Origin of the sequence: Bradyrhizobium sp. HKCCYLRH3061 (genome assembly GCF_051168015.1) — a bacterium.
Taxonomy (GTDB): Bacteria; Pseudomonadota; Alphaproteobacteria; order Rhizobiales; family Xanthobacteraceae; genus Bradyrhizobium.
On record NZ_JBNPUE010000006.1, the window covers coordinates 168,560 to 184,384 of the forward strand.

Below are 15,825 nucleotides of genomic sequence, written 5' to 3' on the forward strand. Positions count from 1 at the left end.
TCCACCCGAACGCTTCGTCCCATTCTCCCGGTCCGCAAGGCTGGCGCGCCACGCCACGGCGCGGCCTACGATGCCAGCCGCGCGATCACCAGATCGAGCACAGCGCGCAGCCGCGCCAGCCGGCGCAGATCTCGATGATAGCCGAGATAGGTGTCCCGCCCCGGCGGCTGCTCGCCGACGTCGACCTGCTGGAGGCCGGGCGTAGCGTCTCCGAGCGGTCGGGGCAGGACGGCAAGGCCCGCTCCCTGCGTGCAGAGAATGGCCTGAACGTCCCGGTTGTTGCTCCGCATCGCGACCTCCGCCTTCGGGAGTTTCTTCGCCAGCCAGCGCGCGTCGGGCATGTCGGCGAAGGCCGTGTCCATGGTGACGACCCTGATCCCTTCGCCGTCGCCTCCGACGTTCCGGGGGCCGTGAACCGGGCCGTACACAGCATAGGGAATGTGCAAGAGCCGCCGCGAGATCACCTCCGGCTCGTCGAACGACCGAATGCGGAACACGAGGTCCGCCTCGCGGCGGGGAAGGCTGTAGAGCCGAGCATCGGTCAGCAGCTCGACACAAACGCGCGGGTGGAGACGGCCGAACTCGGCAAGGACAAGCGCCAGCATCAAGCGGCCAAACCAGTCCGACGATGAGATCCTGAGGAAGCCGTCGAGTTGCGCCTGCGTTCCGGCCAGGCGTCGCTCGAAGGCGAGCGCTTCCTCCTCCACGCGCTCGGCGTGGGCCAGCACGGCCGTGCCTTCGTGTGTGAGCACGAAACCCTCGGACGTCCGCTGGAACAGCGTCTGGTTCACGGCGGCCTCAAGGGCTGCGAGGCGGCGTCCCAGGGTCGGTTGAGACAGGCCGAGCCGACGCGCTGCAGCACCGAGCGTGCCCTCGCGCGCAATGGCAAGGAAGATCCGCAGGTCGCTCCACTCCATGCCGGTCCTTTCAAAAACAGCCCGACGGGATCGCTGGACGCCTATTCAGAATTGAATGAATTACGTACAAATTCGATGATGTCCATTCAGAAAATGAGGGATCATGGTCTCCGCCATCACAGCAGGAGGTCTCAATGACCCATTCGATGACGGCTGCCGTCCTCCACGAAACTGGCGCGCCGCTCCGCGTCACCCCGATCAGCCGCCCGACGCCGGGGCACCGTGAGGTCCTTGTGCGCATCGCCGCGGCGGGCACCAACCCGTTGGACGCCAAGATCCAAGACGGCCAGGCCGCGCATGCCAAGCATCCCGCGCCCGCCATCCTCGGGCTGGACATGGCTGGGACGGTCGAGGTCGTCGGCCCCGGCGTCACCCGGTTTCGCCCTGGCGACGAGGTGTACGGCATGGTCGGCGGCGTCGGCGGTCATCCCGGAACGCTGGCCGAATATGTCAGCGCCGATGAGGATCTGCTTGCGGCCAAGCCGGCCAACCTCTCCATGCGCGAGGCCGCGGTTCTGCCCCTCGTGACGATCACGGCCTGGGAGGGTCTTGTCGATCGCGTCGGCATTCGACAAGGACAGACGCTCCTTGTGCTGGGCGGAGCAGGTGGCGTCGGTCACATCGTGGTCCAGCTGGGGCTCGCATTCGGTGCAACGGTCCATGCCACGGGAAGCGCGGAGAGCAGGCCCGTGATCGAGCGCCTTGGCGCGACCTTCATCGACCGGCACGAGCCGATTGCCGAAGCGGTCGGCCGCGTGACGGGAGGGCGTGGCTTCGACGTCGTGTACGATACGGTTGGCGCTCTCGACGTCGCCTTCGCCGCGGTGGCGAGGTTTGGTCACGTGACCTCATCGCTGGGGTGGGGCACCCATCCGCTCGCGCCTCTCTCGTTCAAGGGCGGCACCTATTCCGGCGTTTTCACCCTCCTGCCGCTGATCGAGGGTGAAGGACGGCGGCACCACGGCGAGATTCTCGAGAAGGCCGCGCAGATGGTCGAGGCCGGCAAGCTCACGCCGCTGCTCGACCCGCGCCGGTTCGCACTCGAGGACGTCGGCGCGGCCTATGACGCCCTCAAGAAGGGGGGTGGCGCAGGCAAGATTGCGGTCGACATCGGGGCGGCGTGAGCTTGCTCGACCAATCACGGCTGCACAGGTTTCACTCGCAAATGGCAACGCCAAGGGATCGCGCGATGAGAGTCTGGTGCCGCGCCCGCTTCGACCACCTTGTCGACAAAGCCGGAGCAGGCCTCTTCGCCACCGTCGACCAGGTGACACCCGAGATGTTCGATAACCTGCTCGCCACGCATCTCAAGGGTTCGTTCTTCCTCGATCGAGGTCTCCGGTGGGGACCAGATCTGAGAGGCGAGACATGGTGACGGCCAGCGAGACACGTCACGCGCGGGGCTTGCCTCAGGCGGCGGAAGTCACCTCGTTCCGCATGAAGCCGGGGATTGCGGCGAAGCAGGCCGTCGAAGCCGGCCGTGACATCGATGCTTGGCTTCGTCAGCAGCCCGGCTTCGTCTCCCGGCTCATGATCTCCAACGCGGATGGCTCGATCACCGACATCGTCGTCTGGAGGTCTGAGCGGCACGGTCAGAATTCGTCGAGAAGGCTAATGGCCGAGACCGCGTTCTCGCCCTTCCACGCAATGGTCGATGGCAAGTCGGTCGACTGGAGATTCGCTGCCGTCCTGATCTGAACGCAAGCGAGGACATGCGCAGCACGCCTGCAGTTGCCCGCACATTCACGGGTGAACGTGTCGCTCGCACCGGATTGCGCAAGGCGGGCTTCGACCTATTCTCTATCGACACCACCCAGACGACAACTCCACGGCGCCCTCGCTAGCACCGCCCGAGCTCGAGGTCGCGGACCTTCTGAACCATGTCCGTCACGGATGTCGCCTCGAGCTTTCTGAAGGCATTGCTTCGATGCATCTTCACCGTGATGAGGGAGATCCCGAGTTCGGCCGCGATCTGCTTGTTGACCAGGCCGCGATCGAGAGCCGTCAGGACCTCCATCTCTCGCGGCGTCAATCGGGTGGCGCGATCCCTCAAGTGATCCTTCGCGCGCTCCTCCTTCTGCCGTCGCGCCTCGATGTCAATGGCTTCGTCGACCGCCGTGAGGAGGTTCCGCGGCTGGAATGGCTTCTCCACGAAGTTGATTGCGCCGGATCGCATGGCCCTGACAGCGGTCGACACATCCGCGTCGCGGGCGCTCATGATGATCGGGGTTCGGACGTTGCGTGCAAAGAGATGCTGCTGCAGCGCCAAGCCGCTCTTGCCCGGCAACCGGACGTCGATCAGGAGGCAGCCGACTTCGCGATCAACGCCCCTGGTGAGCAGCGAAGCTATCGAATCGTGCCACCTGGACTCGAGACCCGCTGACATCAAGATGGCATCGAGTACGTCTCGCGACGTCGTGTCGTCATCGACGACAGCGACGACATGAGGTGGTGGGATCTCCGGCCTGGCCAACCTGAGATGGTGCAACTCGCCGCGGCCACGCGTCCGCGCACCGTGCTGCAGGAGAGGGGAGTCCGCAGCCGAATGCGAGGATGTTCGACGGCGAGGAAGCTCTGCCGTCATTCTGCGATGAACGCGAGAATGTCTGCGTTGAGGACGTCGGCATGGATCGTCAGCATGCCGTGCGGAAAGCCCTTGTAGAGCTTCAAGGTGCCATGCTTGAGCTGTTTGGCCGACAGCAGCGCGGCGTCTTGATAAGGCACGATCTGATCGTCATCGCCGTGCATGACCAGCGTCGGTACATCGATGAGCTTGAGGTCCTCGTTGAAGTCCGTTTCCGAGAACACCCTGATGCATTCATAATGCGCGTGGGCTGCGCCCATCATGCCCTGACGCCACCAATTGTCGACGACACCCTCGATGAGGCGCGCGCCCGGCCGGTTGAAGCCGTAGAACGGAATCGGCACATCGCGATAGAACTGCGCCCGGTTGGCCGCGAGCTGGGCGCGGAGATCATCGAATACGGCGAGCGGCGTGCCGTCTGGATTCGCTGACGTCTTGAGCATGATCGGAGGGATCGCGCTGACCAGAACGGCCTTTGCAACGCGCCCCTGGCCGTGACGGGCGACGTAACGCGTGACCTCGCCGCCGCCGGTCGAGTGTCCGACGTGGACGGTATTGCGCAGATCGAGCGCGCGTGCGAGCTCCGCCACGTCGGCCGCATAGGTGTCCATGTCATGGCCGGTCGAGGACTGGCTCGACCGGCCGTGACCGCGCCGATCGTGCGCGATCACGCGATAGCCGCGATGCAGAAAGAATAGCATCTGGGTGTCCCAATCGTCGGCGCTGAGCGGCCAGCCGTGATGAAACAGGATCGGCTGTCCGTTGCCCCAATCCTTGTAGAAAATCTCGGTTCCGTCGGTCGTCGTGATGAAGGGCATGGATGCATCTCCAGTTGAGACCCGTCGAGGATTCCGATTGCAGCGCGGGCTACGGCGCGGCCTCGGACGTGAGCATTCGTTCGACAACGACTTAAAAGAGACCCACCGGAGAAGTCTTCCGTGCGGACTTCCAATCTTGAAAGAATGCACGAGCACGCGCTGGGCAGCTGCAGCGGATGGAGCTACGGTTCAGCTTGTTCGATTGCGGGCGCCCAGCCGCCAAAGCGCCGGGGAGTTTCCGGTCATTCGCCGAAAGGCGGTGGTGAAATGGGCCTGACTGCTGAAGCCGAGATCGAAGGCGATCGAGACGACTGGCTGTTCCGTCGCTCGAAGCCTCTCCTGGGCGCGGACGATCCGGCGGTGCAGGATATAGGCATGGGGCGGATGCCCGGTGGCGGCCTTGAACTGGGCGGCAAATCGAGATCGGGGAAGGCCAGCGATGTCACTGAGTTGCGACAGGGAGATCGTCCTACCAAGGTGCGCATCGATATAGTCGAGGGCGCGGCCGATACGGTCGGCCGCGGGCTTCGCCGCGTCGCCGGCGCTGATCGTGCGGCCATGATGTCGTTCGATCAAGCGCGAGCCGAACGCCAAGGCGAGCCCTTCCACGAAGGAGGGTCCCGCGATTCCGTCATAGAGGTCCGCGGCCCTGAATGCCAAGGCAAGCTGTCGGAGACCGTCGTCGACGATCCGGTCGGTCTCGAACAGACAGATGTCGCCCGATGGCAAACGCCCGAGCACGCTGTTCATGCACTCGCGCAGCAGATCCTGCGAGAGAAAAACCCTGAGATTGTCGAGCCGGCCCCTGGCCACCCCGCGCCAACGTCCCTGCCGCGGGCCGGTGATCAGCATGGCATTCGGCTCCTCGCCGCCGCTCCAGACGCTGCGTCCGGAGATCAGCAACTCTTGTCGCGCGCGCCGCTGCACCAGCGTCACGACGTGTGAATCATCCTCGCAATCGGAGCAGACTTCGATAGGACCGTTGTGCTCGCTTCGCCAGCGCGACAGGCCGACTTGAAGATGGCGGCCGTTTGCGAGCGTGGCGGGGGCAGGCTTGGCGCGCCATTGAGTTTCGTCGTGCACCAGCATGGAGAGACCTCGTCGAGAAATCGTTTAGTTAGACAGCGCCGACCGGATGCGAAAGAGGCCGTAGGCCGCAGCGCCATCGATTGACGTGCGAATTGGAAAGTCATTCGCACTTTCAGGAAGCAAGCATGGTCTCTCGTCCGCTAGATGTCGTGACCAGCCGTCGCAACGCTGCGCCGAGGCCAGATTGTGGTGGCTGCCGGGAAACGTTGCTGCCGAACGGGCAATGGGAGATCGCAAGATGACACTGGCTGAGAACCATTCCCGCCGAACGTTCTGCATCTGCTGTATCGCCGCAGCCGGTGCAGTTGCCGCGGGAGGCTGGCTCACGCCATCGCAGGCGTTTGCCGAAGCCCGCAACATCGTGGATACGATCCGCGACGCGGCGGCGCATGCGCCGATCAAGGTCCACGCGCTACGCGGCGATGTCAGCATTCTCGAAGGATCCGGCGGCAACATCGCGGTTCTCTCCGGACGCGACGGCAAGCTGCTTGTCGATGCAGGCATTACGGCGTCGCGTCCGAAGCTGCTGCAGAGTCTGAATACCATTGGCCGCGGCCCTGTGACGCGCCTGATCAACTCGCACTGGCATTTCGACCATACTGACGGGAATGCGTGGTTGAACGGCGAGGGAGCGGCGATCGTCGCCCACGCGAACACCCGCAAGCATCTGTTGTCAGCGCAGCGCGTCGAGGACTGGGACTACAACTTCCCGACATCGCCGCTCGCCGCAGTTCCGAGCGAGACCGTCAGCGCCGAGACGACGCTGAAGCACGGCGGCGCGACGGTTGTGCTCCGGCCCTACGGCGCTGCGCATACCGATTCCGATTTGTCGATCACGTTCACCGAGGCCGACGTCCTGCACTGTGGCGACACGTACTGGAACGGAATCTATCCTTTCATCGACTATTCGACCGGCGGCAGCATCGACGGCATGATCAAGGCCGCCGATGCCAATCTGGCCGCGGCGGGCGACAGGACGATCGTCGTTCCCGGACATGGCGCGCCCGTGAGCAACAGGAAAGAGCTCGCGGTTTATCGGGACATGCTCTCCGCCATCCGCGACAATGTCGCCAAGCTGAAGCAGCAGGGACGTTCGGTGGAGGAGGCCATCGCGGCCAAGCCGACCACGGCCTTCGACAGCCGCTTCGGCCAATTCCTGATCACGCCGGCGTTCTTTACCCGACTGGTCTACCAGGGCGTCTGACGTCCGCGGCCGAGACGAAATCATGGCACAGCGCGGCGCCAGCGTCCGGGCGCTTCTCCGACCAGGCGCCGGAACACATTGATGAAATGCGTTTCGCTCTTGAATCCGACGGAGATGGCAACATCCCGGATCGATCGCTCGGGATCGAGCAGCAGCCGCTTCGACGCATGAACCCGGCACTGGAGGAAATACATGTGGGGCGACATGCCGGTGGAGGCCTTGAACTGAGCTGCGAAATGCATGCGGCTGAGACCCGCGGCGGCGCTCAGATCCGCCAGCGCGATCGGCTGTTGAAGATGAGCATCAATGAAGGCCTTTGCCCGATTCAGCCGCCACGGTGTCAGCGGCGACAGCTTTCGCTTCGGCGAATGCTCCTGCTTCAGGTGGTAGCGCCCGATCAGGTGGGCCGCGAAGCTGATGCTCAGGCTGTCGAGGAACAACCGGCTCGGGGCGGCGTCATCGGCGAAGGCGCGCATCAGCGACGTCATCAGGTGACGCAGCACCTTGTCGTCCGCTTCCTGCGGGCCGAACAACTCCATCGAAGGGTCGGCGGGCCTGCCGCTGATGTCCTCGTAACATTCCGTCACGGTGGCCGGAGAGACGAACGCCCGCAGGATCGCGTAGTCCTCGCGATAGATTGCCCGCGCATTGGGAAGCGCGGGCCCTGTCAGGACGATGGTGCCTGGAACGACGTCGCCATCGATCACGGACCGTCCGGCAATGGAGAGCGACAGGTTCGTGCACCGCACGGCGTAAGACACCGTGTAGGGCAGGTCGGCCAGATCGGCTTGCACCTCGAGTGCGGCTCTGTCGATCCTTCCGCTCCACATCGAGACCGAGAGTCGTGCTCCGCCGTCCGCGGTCAGCGATGGTGAGTGCGGTGGCTCGCGCCAGCGTCGTTCGGCAGGGATGTGCGCCAGGCTTGGCAGCGAGGTGACCAGGGCCGGCACATGTCGGCCCGTGTGCGATAGTCGCGTCGCCGTGTTGGCTTCTCTGGCCTCGTTGTCCATTGCGCGCCTCCGTCCTTGACCGAGGGGGATGATCCATACAATCTATCAGAAGAAGCATGCAATCAAAGGAATTGCGGAGAATTGCATGGATTGGCTCCCTACACTTTCCGAATGGCAAGGGCCGCTGTTCGTCCGCATCGTCGATGCGCTCGCCGCGGATATCGCGAGCGGACGGCTGCTGCGTGGGCAGCGGCTGCCGACGCACCGCAGCCTCGCGGCGGAGCTGAGGATCGATCTGACGACGGTCACACGCGCCTATAGCGAGGCGCGTCGTCGAGGCTTGATCGAGGGGCGCGTCGGGCAGGGGACGTTCGTGTCCGAGACCACGGCGCGTGCGTCTCCGGACCAGCCGGCCACGGTCACCATCGACCTCTCGATGAACCTGCCGCCACAGCCGGTCGAGGCGCAGCTCGAACGGCGGATCGAGCAGGGGCTTTCGACCATTCGCACGGAGGCCGGCTTGAGCGCGTTTCTGAGCTACGCGCCGCCGGGCGGCAGCGTGGACCAGCGCGAAGCTGCCGCCCTCTGGCTGCAACCGCGGCTGTCTCATGCCTCGCCCGAGCGGATCGTGATCTATCCGGGATCGCAAGCGATCATCTTCAATGCTCTGCTGGCGCTGACGCAGCCGGGCGATGTCGTCGTGACGGAGGCGCTCACCTTTCCCGGAATCAAGGCAGCCGCTGCGCAGCTCGGTGTGCGTCTCATCGGGGCTGCCATGGATCTGGAGGGGGTCCGGCCCGACGCGCTGGATGACGCCGTGCGCAAGCACCGGCCGAAGGCGGTCTATCTGGTTCCGACACAGCAGAATCCGACTACCGCGACGATGAGCGCCGGACGGCGGCAGGCAATCGCCGACATCATCCGCAAGCGCAACACCGTGCTGATCGAGGATGATGCCTATGGCCCGCTGGAGCCGCGCGTCGCGCCGATCGCGACCTTGATCCCCGAGCGAACCTATTACGCGGCCAGCATCGCCAAATGCATCGCGCCGGCCCTGCGTGCCGCCTATCTGCTGGCGCCCGACGACAAGGCCGAGCAGATGATGCGCGTCAACCTGCAGGCAACGATGCAGATGCCGGCGTCGCCGATGGTTGCGCTGGTCACGCACTGGCTGAAGTCCGGTGTCGCCGACGAGATCATCCGCGCCATCCGCAACGAGGCCGCCGCCCGTCAGCAGCTCGCATCGCGTCTGCTGAAGGGAGTGACCTATGCCGCGCGTCCCGCCAGTCATCATCTTTGGATGCCGCTGTCGCCGCAGCTCGACGGCACCGACCTGCTGTCGCATCTGATGCGGAACGGCCTGGCCGTCGTCGGTGAGGTCGCGTTCGCGGTCGGCCAGCCGGCACCGCGCGGTCTGCGTCTCTCTCTCGGAGCGGCACGCAACCGGGCCGAGCTCGGCCAGGCATTGCAGGTGCTGTCGCGCGCAGTCACCGCGCGCCCCGTCAGACAGATCGTATAGCGCGATCCCCGGGCGTTCACATCCCCCGGTATAATGGAGGCGCCACCGAATTGCAGATAAGCCTCTGCGACCTCCGTCATCCTGAGGGCACGCATGAGCATCGAAAAGCCGTCTCACACCTGGCTCCGGTCCGATGAGGGAGGCGGCATCTCGCGTCGACGCTTCGTCAAGGCGTCGGCGGTCGCCGTCAGCGTCTCGATAGCCGGCGAAGCGCTCGCCGACGATCTAGCCGACGTGCCGGCGCGGGAGCCGGGTGATGCGTTGTCCGCCTTCAGCGCGCGCTCGCCCTATGTTCACATCGGACGGATTCCGGAGGCGACGCCCGGCAAGCGGAATGTCGATCCCGCCGATGCGATCAACTCTAAGACGCCACTCGACAGGCTCGTCGGCACGATCACCCCGTCGGATCTGCACTATGAGCGCAGCCATTCCGGTGTTCCGAACATCGATCCGGCCAGGCACAGGCTGCTCATCCACGGCATGACACGCGAGCAGCTTGTGCTGACGCCCGATGACATCGCGCGAATGCCCTCGATCTCGCGCGTCGTTTTCATCGAGTGCACCGGCAATGGCTGGGAGAACTGGAAGAAGGCCGACCCCAATCTGACGGTGCAGAATACCCATGGTCTCGTCAGCAGCAACGAATGGACCGGTGTCCCGCTTCGCCATCTGATCGAGCTGGTCGGCAAGGATCATCGCTCCGCCTGGATGCTGGCCGAGGGCGGCGACGCGGCGGGCGTTGCACGAAGCATCCCGCTCACGGATGAGATCATGGACGAGGCGTTCGTCGCCTTTGGCCAGAACGGCGAGCCGCTGCGGCCGGCCCATGGCTTCCCGTTGCGTCTCATCATGCCCGGATTCGAAGGCAATCTGAACATCAAATGGCTGCGCCGCCTGAAGTTCGGCGACGCGCCCTGGATGACGCGCTGGGAGACCGCGCGCTACACCCAGCTGCTGGCCAACGGCAAGGCGATGCAGTTCCAGCTCAGGATGGAGACCAATTCCGTCATCACCTCGCCCTCGGGGACGATGACGATCCGCCCCGGCTACAACCGCATCACCGGCCTGGCCTGGAGCGGCCATGGTCGGATCGCAAAGGTCGAGGTGAGCACCGACGCGGCCCGAACCTGGCAGCAGGCCCGGTTGAACCATCCCGTGCTGCCGAAGGCGCAGGCGCGCTTCCAGCTCGACTGGCAGTGGGACGGCAAGCCCACCAGGATCGTCAGCCGCTCGACCGACGAGAAGGGCAATGTGCAGCCCGATCGCAAATCGTTCATCGCGAAGACCGGGACCAACGCGCTGTTCCACTACAGCGCCCAGCAGACATGGAGTATCAGCGGCGATGGGAAGGTCAGCAATGTTCTCGCCTGAGCGCCTTTTCGCTACCGCGCTGGCCGCGGCGCTTCTCGTCTGTCCGGCACATGCGGCCGAATTCGGACGCCCGGCAACGGCGCAGGAGATCAGGCTATGGGACATCGACGTCCGTCCCGACGGCAAGGGCTTGCCAGAGGGCAGCGGCACGGCCGCGCGTGGCAGGGAGCTGTTTGCCGAGAACTGTGCCGCCTGCCATGGCGAAGGCGGGCAGGGCGGCATCAAGGATCGTCTGGTGGGCGGTCAGGGGACGCTCGCCTCTGGCAATCCGGTGAAGACCGTCGGCAGTTTCTGGCCTTATGCCACGACCTTGTTCGACTACATCCATCGCGCCATGCCGTACCAGGCTCCGGGCTCGCTCAGCGTCGACGACTACTACGCATTGTCGGCCTACATCCTCAGCCTGAACGGCATCCTGCCGCCGGACGGCCGTCTCGATCAGGCCTCGCTTCCGAAGGTTAGAATGCCGAACCGCGACGGCTTCGTTCCCGTGCCGGAGTTCAGCAGGGTGCGGGCGCCAAAATGAGCGGATCAGGCTGCCGGCAATCCGCCGGCCGGGGCCTCGTGATCGGGTGGACGCTCGCTCTGCTCGGCCTTCTGACATTGTCGACAACGATCGGAGCACAAGCCATGGACCCGAACGGGCTGATCACGATTCAAAGCCATAATGATCCGAGCACCACGATGCGGAAGCTGCAGGACGCGGTCACATCGAGGGGACTGACGATCTTTGCTCATGTCGACCATCGGGCCGGCGCCGTCGAGGCGGGCATGACGCTGCGCCCGACCGACCTGCTGATCTTCGGCAGCCCCAAAGGGGGAACGCCGCTGATGCAGGCCGCACAGACCAGCGGCATCGATCTGCCCCTGAAGGTCCTCGTGTGGCAGGACGCCGAGGGCCGCACCTGGTTGTCCTACAATGACCCGGCCTGGCTGCTGGGGCGTCACGGCCGACCGGCGGCGGCCGAGCCGGCCGTGCGGGCCATGAGCGGCGCGCTCGAGGCGATTGCCGGAGCCGCGGCGTCCGAAGCGTCGCCGCAATAGGGGCGCATGCCATGCCGCGCATATCCTGGCGTTCGCTGTGGGGAGAGATGGCGTCGGATGCCCGCACCATGGGGGCCGGCGCCTATCTGCTCGTCGCAGCATTGCTGTCGATGCTGGTTGCGGTGATCGTCGTCGCGGTTCTCGGCTGGTCGTCCGCAGAAGGCACCGACGTGCCGTCGTCAGGCTATGCCGCGATGGCCATCGGCGTGCTGTTCTCGCTCGTATGCGGCATCGGGCTGATGGTGCTGGTGTTCTATAGCAGCCGTGCCGGCTATGATGAGCCGCCGACGATCGTGTCGCGGGACGCCGACGATCAGCCAGGTCCGCCGGGCCTGGTCTAGGCGGATGTTGCGGCGTGGCAAGATAGAGGCGGGGCTGATTAACCTCACTCTGGACAACGTCCAAGCCCTGGCAGTAGCGCTCGGCGTTGAGCCCGCCGATATGCTGAAGTGGCCTCGTCAAATCTAAAAGCAGTCACGTTTAGAGGAGGGCTGGTGAACCCCTGGCATTGGCAATGCCGATCGCGCAAAACCAGATCACCGACGCAGCGGCCGATCGGTTTCGGGCCGTCTCAGCGACTGCCATGCGGAGTGGGTGTGGCGGCGGAGAAGAACCATATCGACGGCTCCGATTCCGGACTCTGCTGATTGACCGTTCCCAACAGAGGGGCAGGACCGATCGCAAGAGGAGCCTACGAGCCGGGATCGTCGATCAGCGGCTTTGGCCGGGCAAACAGCTCCAACTTCTCCTTGCGGTCGATGACGATCTCTCGTCCGCGGATGCGAACCCCATGGCTCGTCAGTTGGGCAAGACTGCGTGACAGGTTTTCGCGCGTCGTGCCGATGTGGGAGGCCAGCGTGCCGCGGTCGAATGGAATGACGATATTCGGGTGCGCCGGTTCGCGCTGGGCTTCGGCAAGGATCCAGTTGGCGAGGCGCTCGATGCTCGACCGGGCCAGGTTGCCCTTCAGCTTCTTGACAGAAGCGCGATAGGCATACGCCAACTCCTGAGCGACAATCCGTGCGAATGCGATGTCTTCGTCGAAGAGTGCCCTTACATCGCGGGCCGGGATCAGCAGCACCCGCGACTCGGTCAGTGTGCGGGCTGAATTCAGATACGCCTGATCGACCACGACTGCAGCAAGTATGAAGGTCGACACGGGACGAAGCAGCGAGATGCCCCACTCGGCCTCATCCTGCTCGGTGTAGATTTCCACCAATCCGCCAATCAGCACATGCAGGAAGTCGGCCTGATCTCCCTCGCGAGCCAACCGCACTCCGGCCGGAAATTGCTGCAGTAGAGCCGCGCCGAGCAGCCGCTTCAAATTCTCGTCGCTGAGGTCCGCGAACAGCGGCAGCGTCTTCAACTGGGCGAGTTCGTCGGGGCGCAAGCGAAGCTCCAGCGGTTACTCATCTGCTATCGCCCCGAACTGTGACAAAAGTCAATTGCATACGTGCGGTCTGATAATCCGATCTGGAGCATTTGGCAGATTGTGGCCGACCGGGCCGTCCGGTTGATGCATCGCAAAACCTTTCCCGGGTGCCCCGAATAACTGCTGTGGCGTCGAATTCATACGTCGAGGCCACCATGGACGCCGTAGATTCTAGCCCTGAGCACCGAACGCGAGCACTCTGGCTCTCAACAATCTCGTTCACGATCTGCTTCGCGGTGTGGACGATCTTCTCGATCATCGGCATCCGGATCAAGCAAGAGCTCGATCTGAACGAAACCGAGTTCGGCCTCCTGATCGGCACCCCGATCCTGAGCGGCTCGCTGATCCGGCTGATGCTCGGCATCTGGACCGATCAGTATGGCGGACGCCGCGTCTATACCGTCGTGATGCTCGCTGCCGCGGTCGCGACCTATCTTCTGACCTCGGCGCATACCTATCCGCAATTTCTCGTCGCCGCGCTCTTCGTAGGAATCGCCGGTGGCTCGTTCGCGGTCGGTGTCGCCTACGTGTCGCGGTTCTATCCGACGGCCAAGCAGGGCACTGCGCTCGGAATCTTCGGCGCCGGCAATGTGGGCGCCGCCGTCACGAAGTTCGTGGCGCCGTTCGTGCTGGTCGCCTATGGCTGGCAGACCGTGGCCCAGGTCTGGGCGCTCGCGATCGGCGTCATGGGAATCGTCTTCTGGCTGTTCTCCGAGGAGGACCCGGTGGTCCGCTCGCGAAGACAGCGCAACCAGAAGGCCGGCAGCGCCTGGCTCGAGCTCGCGCCGCTCAAGAACATCCAGGTCTGGCGCTTCGCGCTGTACTACTTCTTCGTCTTCGGCGCCTTCGTCGCGTTGTCGCTGTGGCTGCCGCAATACCTGATCAAGGTCTACGGCGTCGGAATCCAGTCGGCCGGCATGATGGCCGCCATGTTCTCGTTTCCGGCCAGCGTGTTTCGCGCCTATGGCGGACACTTGTCCGATCGGTTCGGCGCCCGTCGCGTGATGTACTGGACATTTCTGGTCGCCGTCGTCGCGACCTTCCTGTTGTCCTACCCGCCGACGGACTACGTTGTGACGACCGTCAACGGAAAGGTCGGCTTCCATCTGGAGATGGGGCTCGTCCCGTTCGTCGTCATCGTCTTCGTGCTCGGCTTCTTCATGGCGCTCGGCAAGGCCGCCGTCTACAAGCACATCCCCGTCTACTATCCGAACAATGTCGGAGCCGTCGGCGGCCTGGTCGGCATGATCGGCGGGCTCGGGGGATTTGTGCTTCCGATCGCGTTCGGCGCGCTGGTGGATCTCACCGGCCTGCGAACCAGCTGCTTCATGCTGCTGTTCCTGCTGGTCGCGGTCGCGCTGGTCTGGATGCATCTCTCGATCCGGCAGATGGAGCGCGGCGTCGCCGGCGAAGCGCTGAAGAGGCTGCCGGAACTGCCGGAAATGGAGGAAATCCACCGGCCCGAGCACATCGGAGCCCTGTCCGGCGCGATCCTCACCGACTGGCGGCCCGAGGACGACACGTTCTGGAGAGAGAAGGGCCGAGCCATCGCGCGACGCAACCTCTGGATCTCCATTCCGGCGCTGCTGTTGTCCTTCGCGGTGTGGCAGGTTTGGTCTGTCGTGGTTGCGAAGCTGCCTTCGGTCGGCTTCAAGTTCACGACCGATGAACTGTTCTGGCTGGCGTCGCTGCCTGGGATCTCCGGTGCAGTTCTGCGCATCTTCTATTCCTTCATGGTGCCGATCTTCGGCGGCCGGCTGTGGACCACGCTGGCCACGTGGTCGCTGCTAATACCCGCGATCGGAATCGGCTATGCGGTGCAGAATCCGGCGACGCCCTATCCGGTGTTCCTGATACTGGCTCTGTTGTGCGGCTTCGGCGGCGGCAATTTCGCCTCGTCGATGGCCAACATCTCCTTCTTCTTTCCTCGCGCCGAGAAGGGCAACGCGCTCGCGCTCAATGCCGGCCTCGGCAATCTCGGCGTCAGCGTCGTCCAGTTCGTGGTGCCGATCGTTATCACGGTCGGAGTCTTCGGCTGGTTCGGCGGAGATCCGGCGATGACGAGTGGGTCGCAGCCGACGCCGATCTGGCTGCAGAATGCCGGCTTCGTCTGGGTGCCGTTCATCGTCGCCAGCGCTTTCGCCGCCTGGTTCGGGATGAACGACATCGCCTCCGCGAAAGCGTCCTTCGCCGATCAGGCCGTCATCTTCCAGCGGCGGCACAACTGGATCATGTGCTGGCTCTACACCGGCACGTTCGGCTCGTTCATCGGCTATTCTGCGGGCTTCCCGCTGCTGGCAAAGACCCAGTTCCCGGCCGTCGACGCGTTGCAGTTCGCGTTCCTCGGGCCGCTGGTGGGTGCCTTGTCGCGCTCCGCGACGGGCTGGATGGCCGACAAATGGGGCGGCGGGCGGGTGACCGTCGGGGTGTTCCTGCTGATGATGGCCGGCGTGCTCGGGGTGCTCTACTTCCTCGGCATCAAGGATCAGCCCGGTGCATTCTGGGGCTTCTTCGCGATGTTCCTGCTGCTGTTCTTCGCGACCGGTGTCGGCAATGCATCGACCTTCCAGATGATCCCCAACATCATGCGCCAGGAAATGGCCCGGCTCATGCCGACCGCAGACGCGGAGACGCGGCTGCGCCAGGCCGAGAAGGAATCCGCCGCCATCACCGGCTTCACCTCCGCGATTGCCGCTTTCGGCGCATTCTTCATTCCCAAATCCTACGGCACCTCGATTGACCTCACTGGCGGCGTGCAGGCCGCCCTCTGGGGCTTCTTCGGCTTCTACGTCACCTGCGTGCTGATTACCTGGGCCGTCTACACCCGCAAGGGCGGCGTCCTGCACGACGTCGAACGGCGCCGAGCGATCGCGACCGCTGCCCAACCCGCTGAATGA

General features: G+C 64.5%; 15 protein-coding genes. 9 read left to right on the forward strand and 6 right to left on the reverse strand.

Annotated elements, in window-relative coordinates:
- Positions 1 to 65 precede the first annotated feature (65 nt).
- Positions 66 to 917 carry a LysR family transcriptional regulator gene (locus ACQR2C_RS13165; protein WP_434881289.1) on the reverse strand — a complete coding sequence of 284 codons (852 nt, stop codon included), beginning with the start codon at positions 915 to 917 and terminating at the stop codon, positions 66 to 68.
- Positions 918 to 1,051: 134 nt separating this feature from the next.
- Between ACQR2C_RS13165 and ACQR2C_RS13170 the strand changes: the two genes are divergently transcribed.
- A complete protein-coding gene (locus ACQR2C_RS13170; RefSeq protein WP_316217457.1) occupies positions 1,052 to 2,041 on the forward strand; it encodes an alcohol dehydrogenase catalytic domain-containing protein in 990 nt (329 codons plus the stop codon).
- A gap of 244 nt (positions 2,042 to 2,285) precedes the next feature.
- The gene (locus ACQR2C_RS13175) at positions 2,286 to 2,615 is read left to right on the forward strand and encodes a hypothetical protein (RefSeq protein WP_316182395.1); all 330 of its coding nucleotides are present in this window, start codon (positions 2,286 to 2,288) and stop codon (positions 2,613 to 2,615) included.
- 142 nt (positions 2,616 to 2,757) lie between these two features.
- Here ACQR2C_RS13175 and ACQR2C_RS13180 read toward each other — a convergent pair whose 3' ends face one another.
- From ACQR2C_RS13180 to ACQR2C_RS13190, 3 genes are all read right to left on the reverse strand, one after another.
- Complete coding sequence (locus ACQR2C_RS13180) at positions 2,758 to 3,390, reverse strand: response regulator transcription factor (RefSeq protein WP_434848662.1); 633 nt, start codon at positions 3,388 to 3,390, stop codon at positions 2,758 to 2,760.
- 107 nt (positions 3,391 to 3,497) lie between these two features.
- Positions 3,498 to 4,319 (reverse strand): alpha/beta fold hydrolase, encoded by an 822-nt coding sequence (locus ACQR2C_RS13185; RefSeq protein ID WP_315803369.1) that lies wholly within the window; start codon positions 4,317 to 4,319, stop codon positions 3,498 to 3,500.
- A 189-nt stretch (positions 4,320 to 4,508) separates the two neighbouring features.
- On the reverse strand, positions 4,509 to 5,408 hold the full coding sequence (locus ACQR2C_RS13190) for an AraC family transcriptional regulator (protein WP_315803370.1): 900 nt from the start codon (positions 5,406 to 5,408) through the stop codon (positions 4,509 to 4,511).
- A 238-nt stretch (positions 5,409 to 5,646) separates the two neighbouring features.
- Here ACQR2C_RS13190 and ACQR2C_RS13195 point away from each other — a divergent pair, with 238 nt between their 5' ends.
- Complete coding sequence (locus tag ACQR2C_RS13195; RefSeq protein ID WP_315803498.1) at positions 5,647 to 6,612, forward strand: MBL fold metallo-hydrolase; 966 nt, start codon at positions 5,647 to 5,649, stop codon at positions 6,610 to 6,612.
- A 20-nt stretch (positions 6,613 to 6,632) separates the two neighbouring features.
- Here the strand turns inward: ACQR2C_RS13195 and ACQR2C_RS13200 are convergent, their stop codons facing one another.
- Positions 6,633 to 7,622 (reverse strand): helix-turn-helix transcriptional regulator, encoded by a 990-nt coding sequence (locus ACQR2C_RS13200; RefSeq protein ID WP_434881290.1) that lies wholly within the window; start codon positions 7,620 to 7,622, stop codon positions 6,633 to 6,635.
- Positions 7,623 to 7,707: 85 nt separating this feature from the next.
- Here ACQR2C_RS13200 and ACQR2C_RS13205 point away from each other — a divergent pair, with 85 nt between their 5' ends.
- The 5 genes from ACQR2C_RS13205 to ACQR2C_RS13225 all read left to right on the forward strand — a co-directional run bounded on the left by ACQR2C_RS13205 (position 7,708) and on the right by ACQR2C_RS13225 (position 11,837).
- Entirely contained in the window at positions 7,708 to 9,081 is a 1,374-nt protein-coding gene (locus tag ACQR2C_RS13205) for a PLP-dependent aminotransferase family protein (protein WP_434881291.1), read from the forward strand.
- Positions 9,082 to 9,174: 93 nt separating this feature from the next.
- The gene (gene soxC / locus ACQR2C_RS13210; RefSeq protein WP_434881292.1) at positions 9,175 to 10,452 is read left to right on the forward strand and encodes a sulfite dehydrogenase; all 1,278 of its coding nucleotides are present in this window, start codon (positions 9,175 to 9,177) and stop codon (positions 10,450 to 10,452) included.
- Positions 10,439 to 10,978, forward strand: a complete 540-nt coding sequence (locus ACQR2C_RS13215; protein WP_315803374.1) for a c-type cytochrome — start codon at positions 10,439 to 10,441, stop codon at positions 10,976 to 10,978. The genes soxC and ACQR2C_RS13215 overlap by 14 nt, the downstream gene beginning before the upstream one ends.
- 104 nt (positions 10,979 to 11,082) lie before the next feature.
- Positions 11,083 to 11,496 (forward strand): DUF302 domain-containing protein, encoded by a 414-nt coding sequence (locus ACQR2C_RS13220; RefSeq protein ID WP_316182405.1) that lies wholly within the window; start codon positions 11,083 to 11,085, stop codon positions 11,494 to 11,496.
- An 11-nt stretch (positions 11,497 to 11,507) separates the two neighbouring features.
- A complete protein-coding gene (locus tag ACQR2C_RS13225; protein WP_315803376.1) occupies positions 11,508 to 11,837 on the forward strand; it encodes a hypothetical protein in 330 nt (109 codons plus the stop codon).
- Between the two features lie 350 nt (positions 11,838 to 12,187).
- Here the strand turns inward: ACQR2C_RS13225 and ACQR2C_RS13230 are convergent, their stop codons facing one another.
- Complete coding sequence (locus tag ACQR2C_RS13230) at positions 12,188 to 12,886, reverse strand: helix-turn-helix domain-containing protein (RefSeq protein WP_315803377.1); 699 nt, start codon at positions 12,884 to 12,886, stop codon at positions 12,188 to 12,190.
- Positions 12,887 to 13,083: 197 nt separating this feature from the next.
- Between ACQR2C_RS13230 and ACQR2C_RS13235 the strand changes: the two genes are divergently transcribed.
- On the forward strand, positions 13,084 to 15,825 hold the full coding sequence (locus tag ACQR2C_RS13235) for a nitrate/nitrite transporter (protein ID WP_434881293.1): 2,742 nt from the start codon (positions 13,084 to 13,086) through the stop codon (positions 15,823 to 15,825).

What these genes read in the sequence shown, in the direction of transcription:
- ACQR2C_RS13165 (WP_434881289.1), bottom strand. Translation starts at nt 917, where the DNA reads ATGGAGTGGAGCGACCTGCGGATCTTCCTTGCCATTGCGCGCGAGGGC.
- ACQR2C_RS13170 (WP_316217457.1), top strand. Translation starts at nt 1,052, where the DNA reads ATGACCCATTCGATGACGGCTGCCGTCCTCCACGAAACTGGCGCGCCG.
- ACQR2C_RS13175 (WP_316182395.1), top strand. Translation starts at nt 2,286, where the DNA reads ATGGTGACGGCCAGCGAGACACGTCACGCGCGGGGCTTGCCTCAGGCG.
- ACQR2C_RS13185 (WP_315803369.1), bottom strand. Translation starts at nt 4,319, where the DNA reads ATGCCCTTCATCACGACGACCGACGGAACCGAGATTTTCTACAAGGAT.
- ACQR2C_RS13190 (WP_315803370.1), bottom strand. Translation starts at nt 5,408, where the DNA reads ATGCTGGTGCACGACGAAACTCAATGGCGCGCCAAGCCTGCCCCCGCC.
- ACQR2C_RS13195 (WP_315803498.1), top strand. Translation starts at nt 5,647, where the DNA reads ATGACACTGGCTGAGAACCATTCCCGCCGAACGTTCTGCATCTGCTGT.
- ACQR2C_RS13200 (WP_434881290.1), bottom strand. Translation starts at nt 7,622, where the DNA reads ATGGACAACGAGGCCAGAGAAGCCAACACGGCGACGCGACTATCGCAC.
- ACQR2C_RS13205 (WP_434881291.1), top strand. Translation starts at nt 7,708, where the DNA reads ATGGATTGGCTCCCTACACTTTCCGAATGGCAAGGGCCGCTGTTCGTC.
- soxC (WP_434881292.1), top strand. Translation starts at nt 9,175, where the DNA reads ATGAGCATCGAAAAGCCGTCTCACACCTGGCTCCGGTCCGATGAGGGA.
- ACQR2C_RS13215 (WP_315803374.1), top strand. Translation starts at nt 10,439, where the DNA reads ATGTTCTCGCCTGAGCGCCTTTTCGCTACCGCGCTGGCCGCGGCGCTT.
- ACQR2C_RS13220 (WP_316182405.1), top strand. Translation starts at nt 11,083, where the DNA reads ATGGACCCGAACGGGCTGATCACGATTCAAAGCCATAATGATCCGAGC.
- ACQR2C_RS13225 (WP_315803376.1), top strand. Translation starts at nt 11,508, where the DNA reads ATGCCGCGCATATCCTGGCGTTCGCTGTGGGGAGAGATGGCGTCGGAT.
- ACQR2C_RS13235 (WP_434881293.1), top strand. Translation starts at nt 13,084, where the DNA reads ATGGACGCCGTAGATTCTAGCCCTGAGCACCGAACGCGAGCACTCTGG.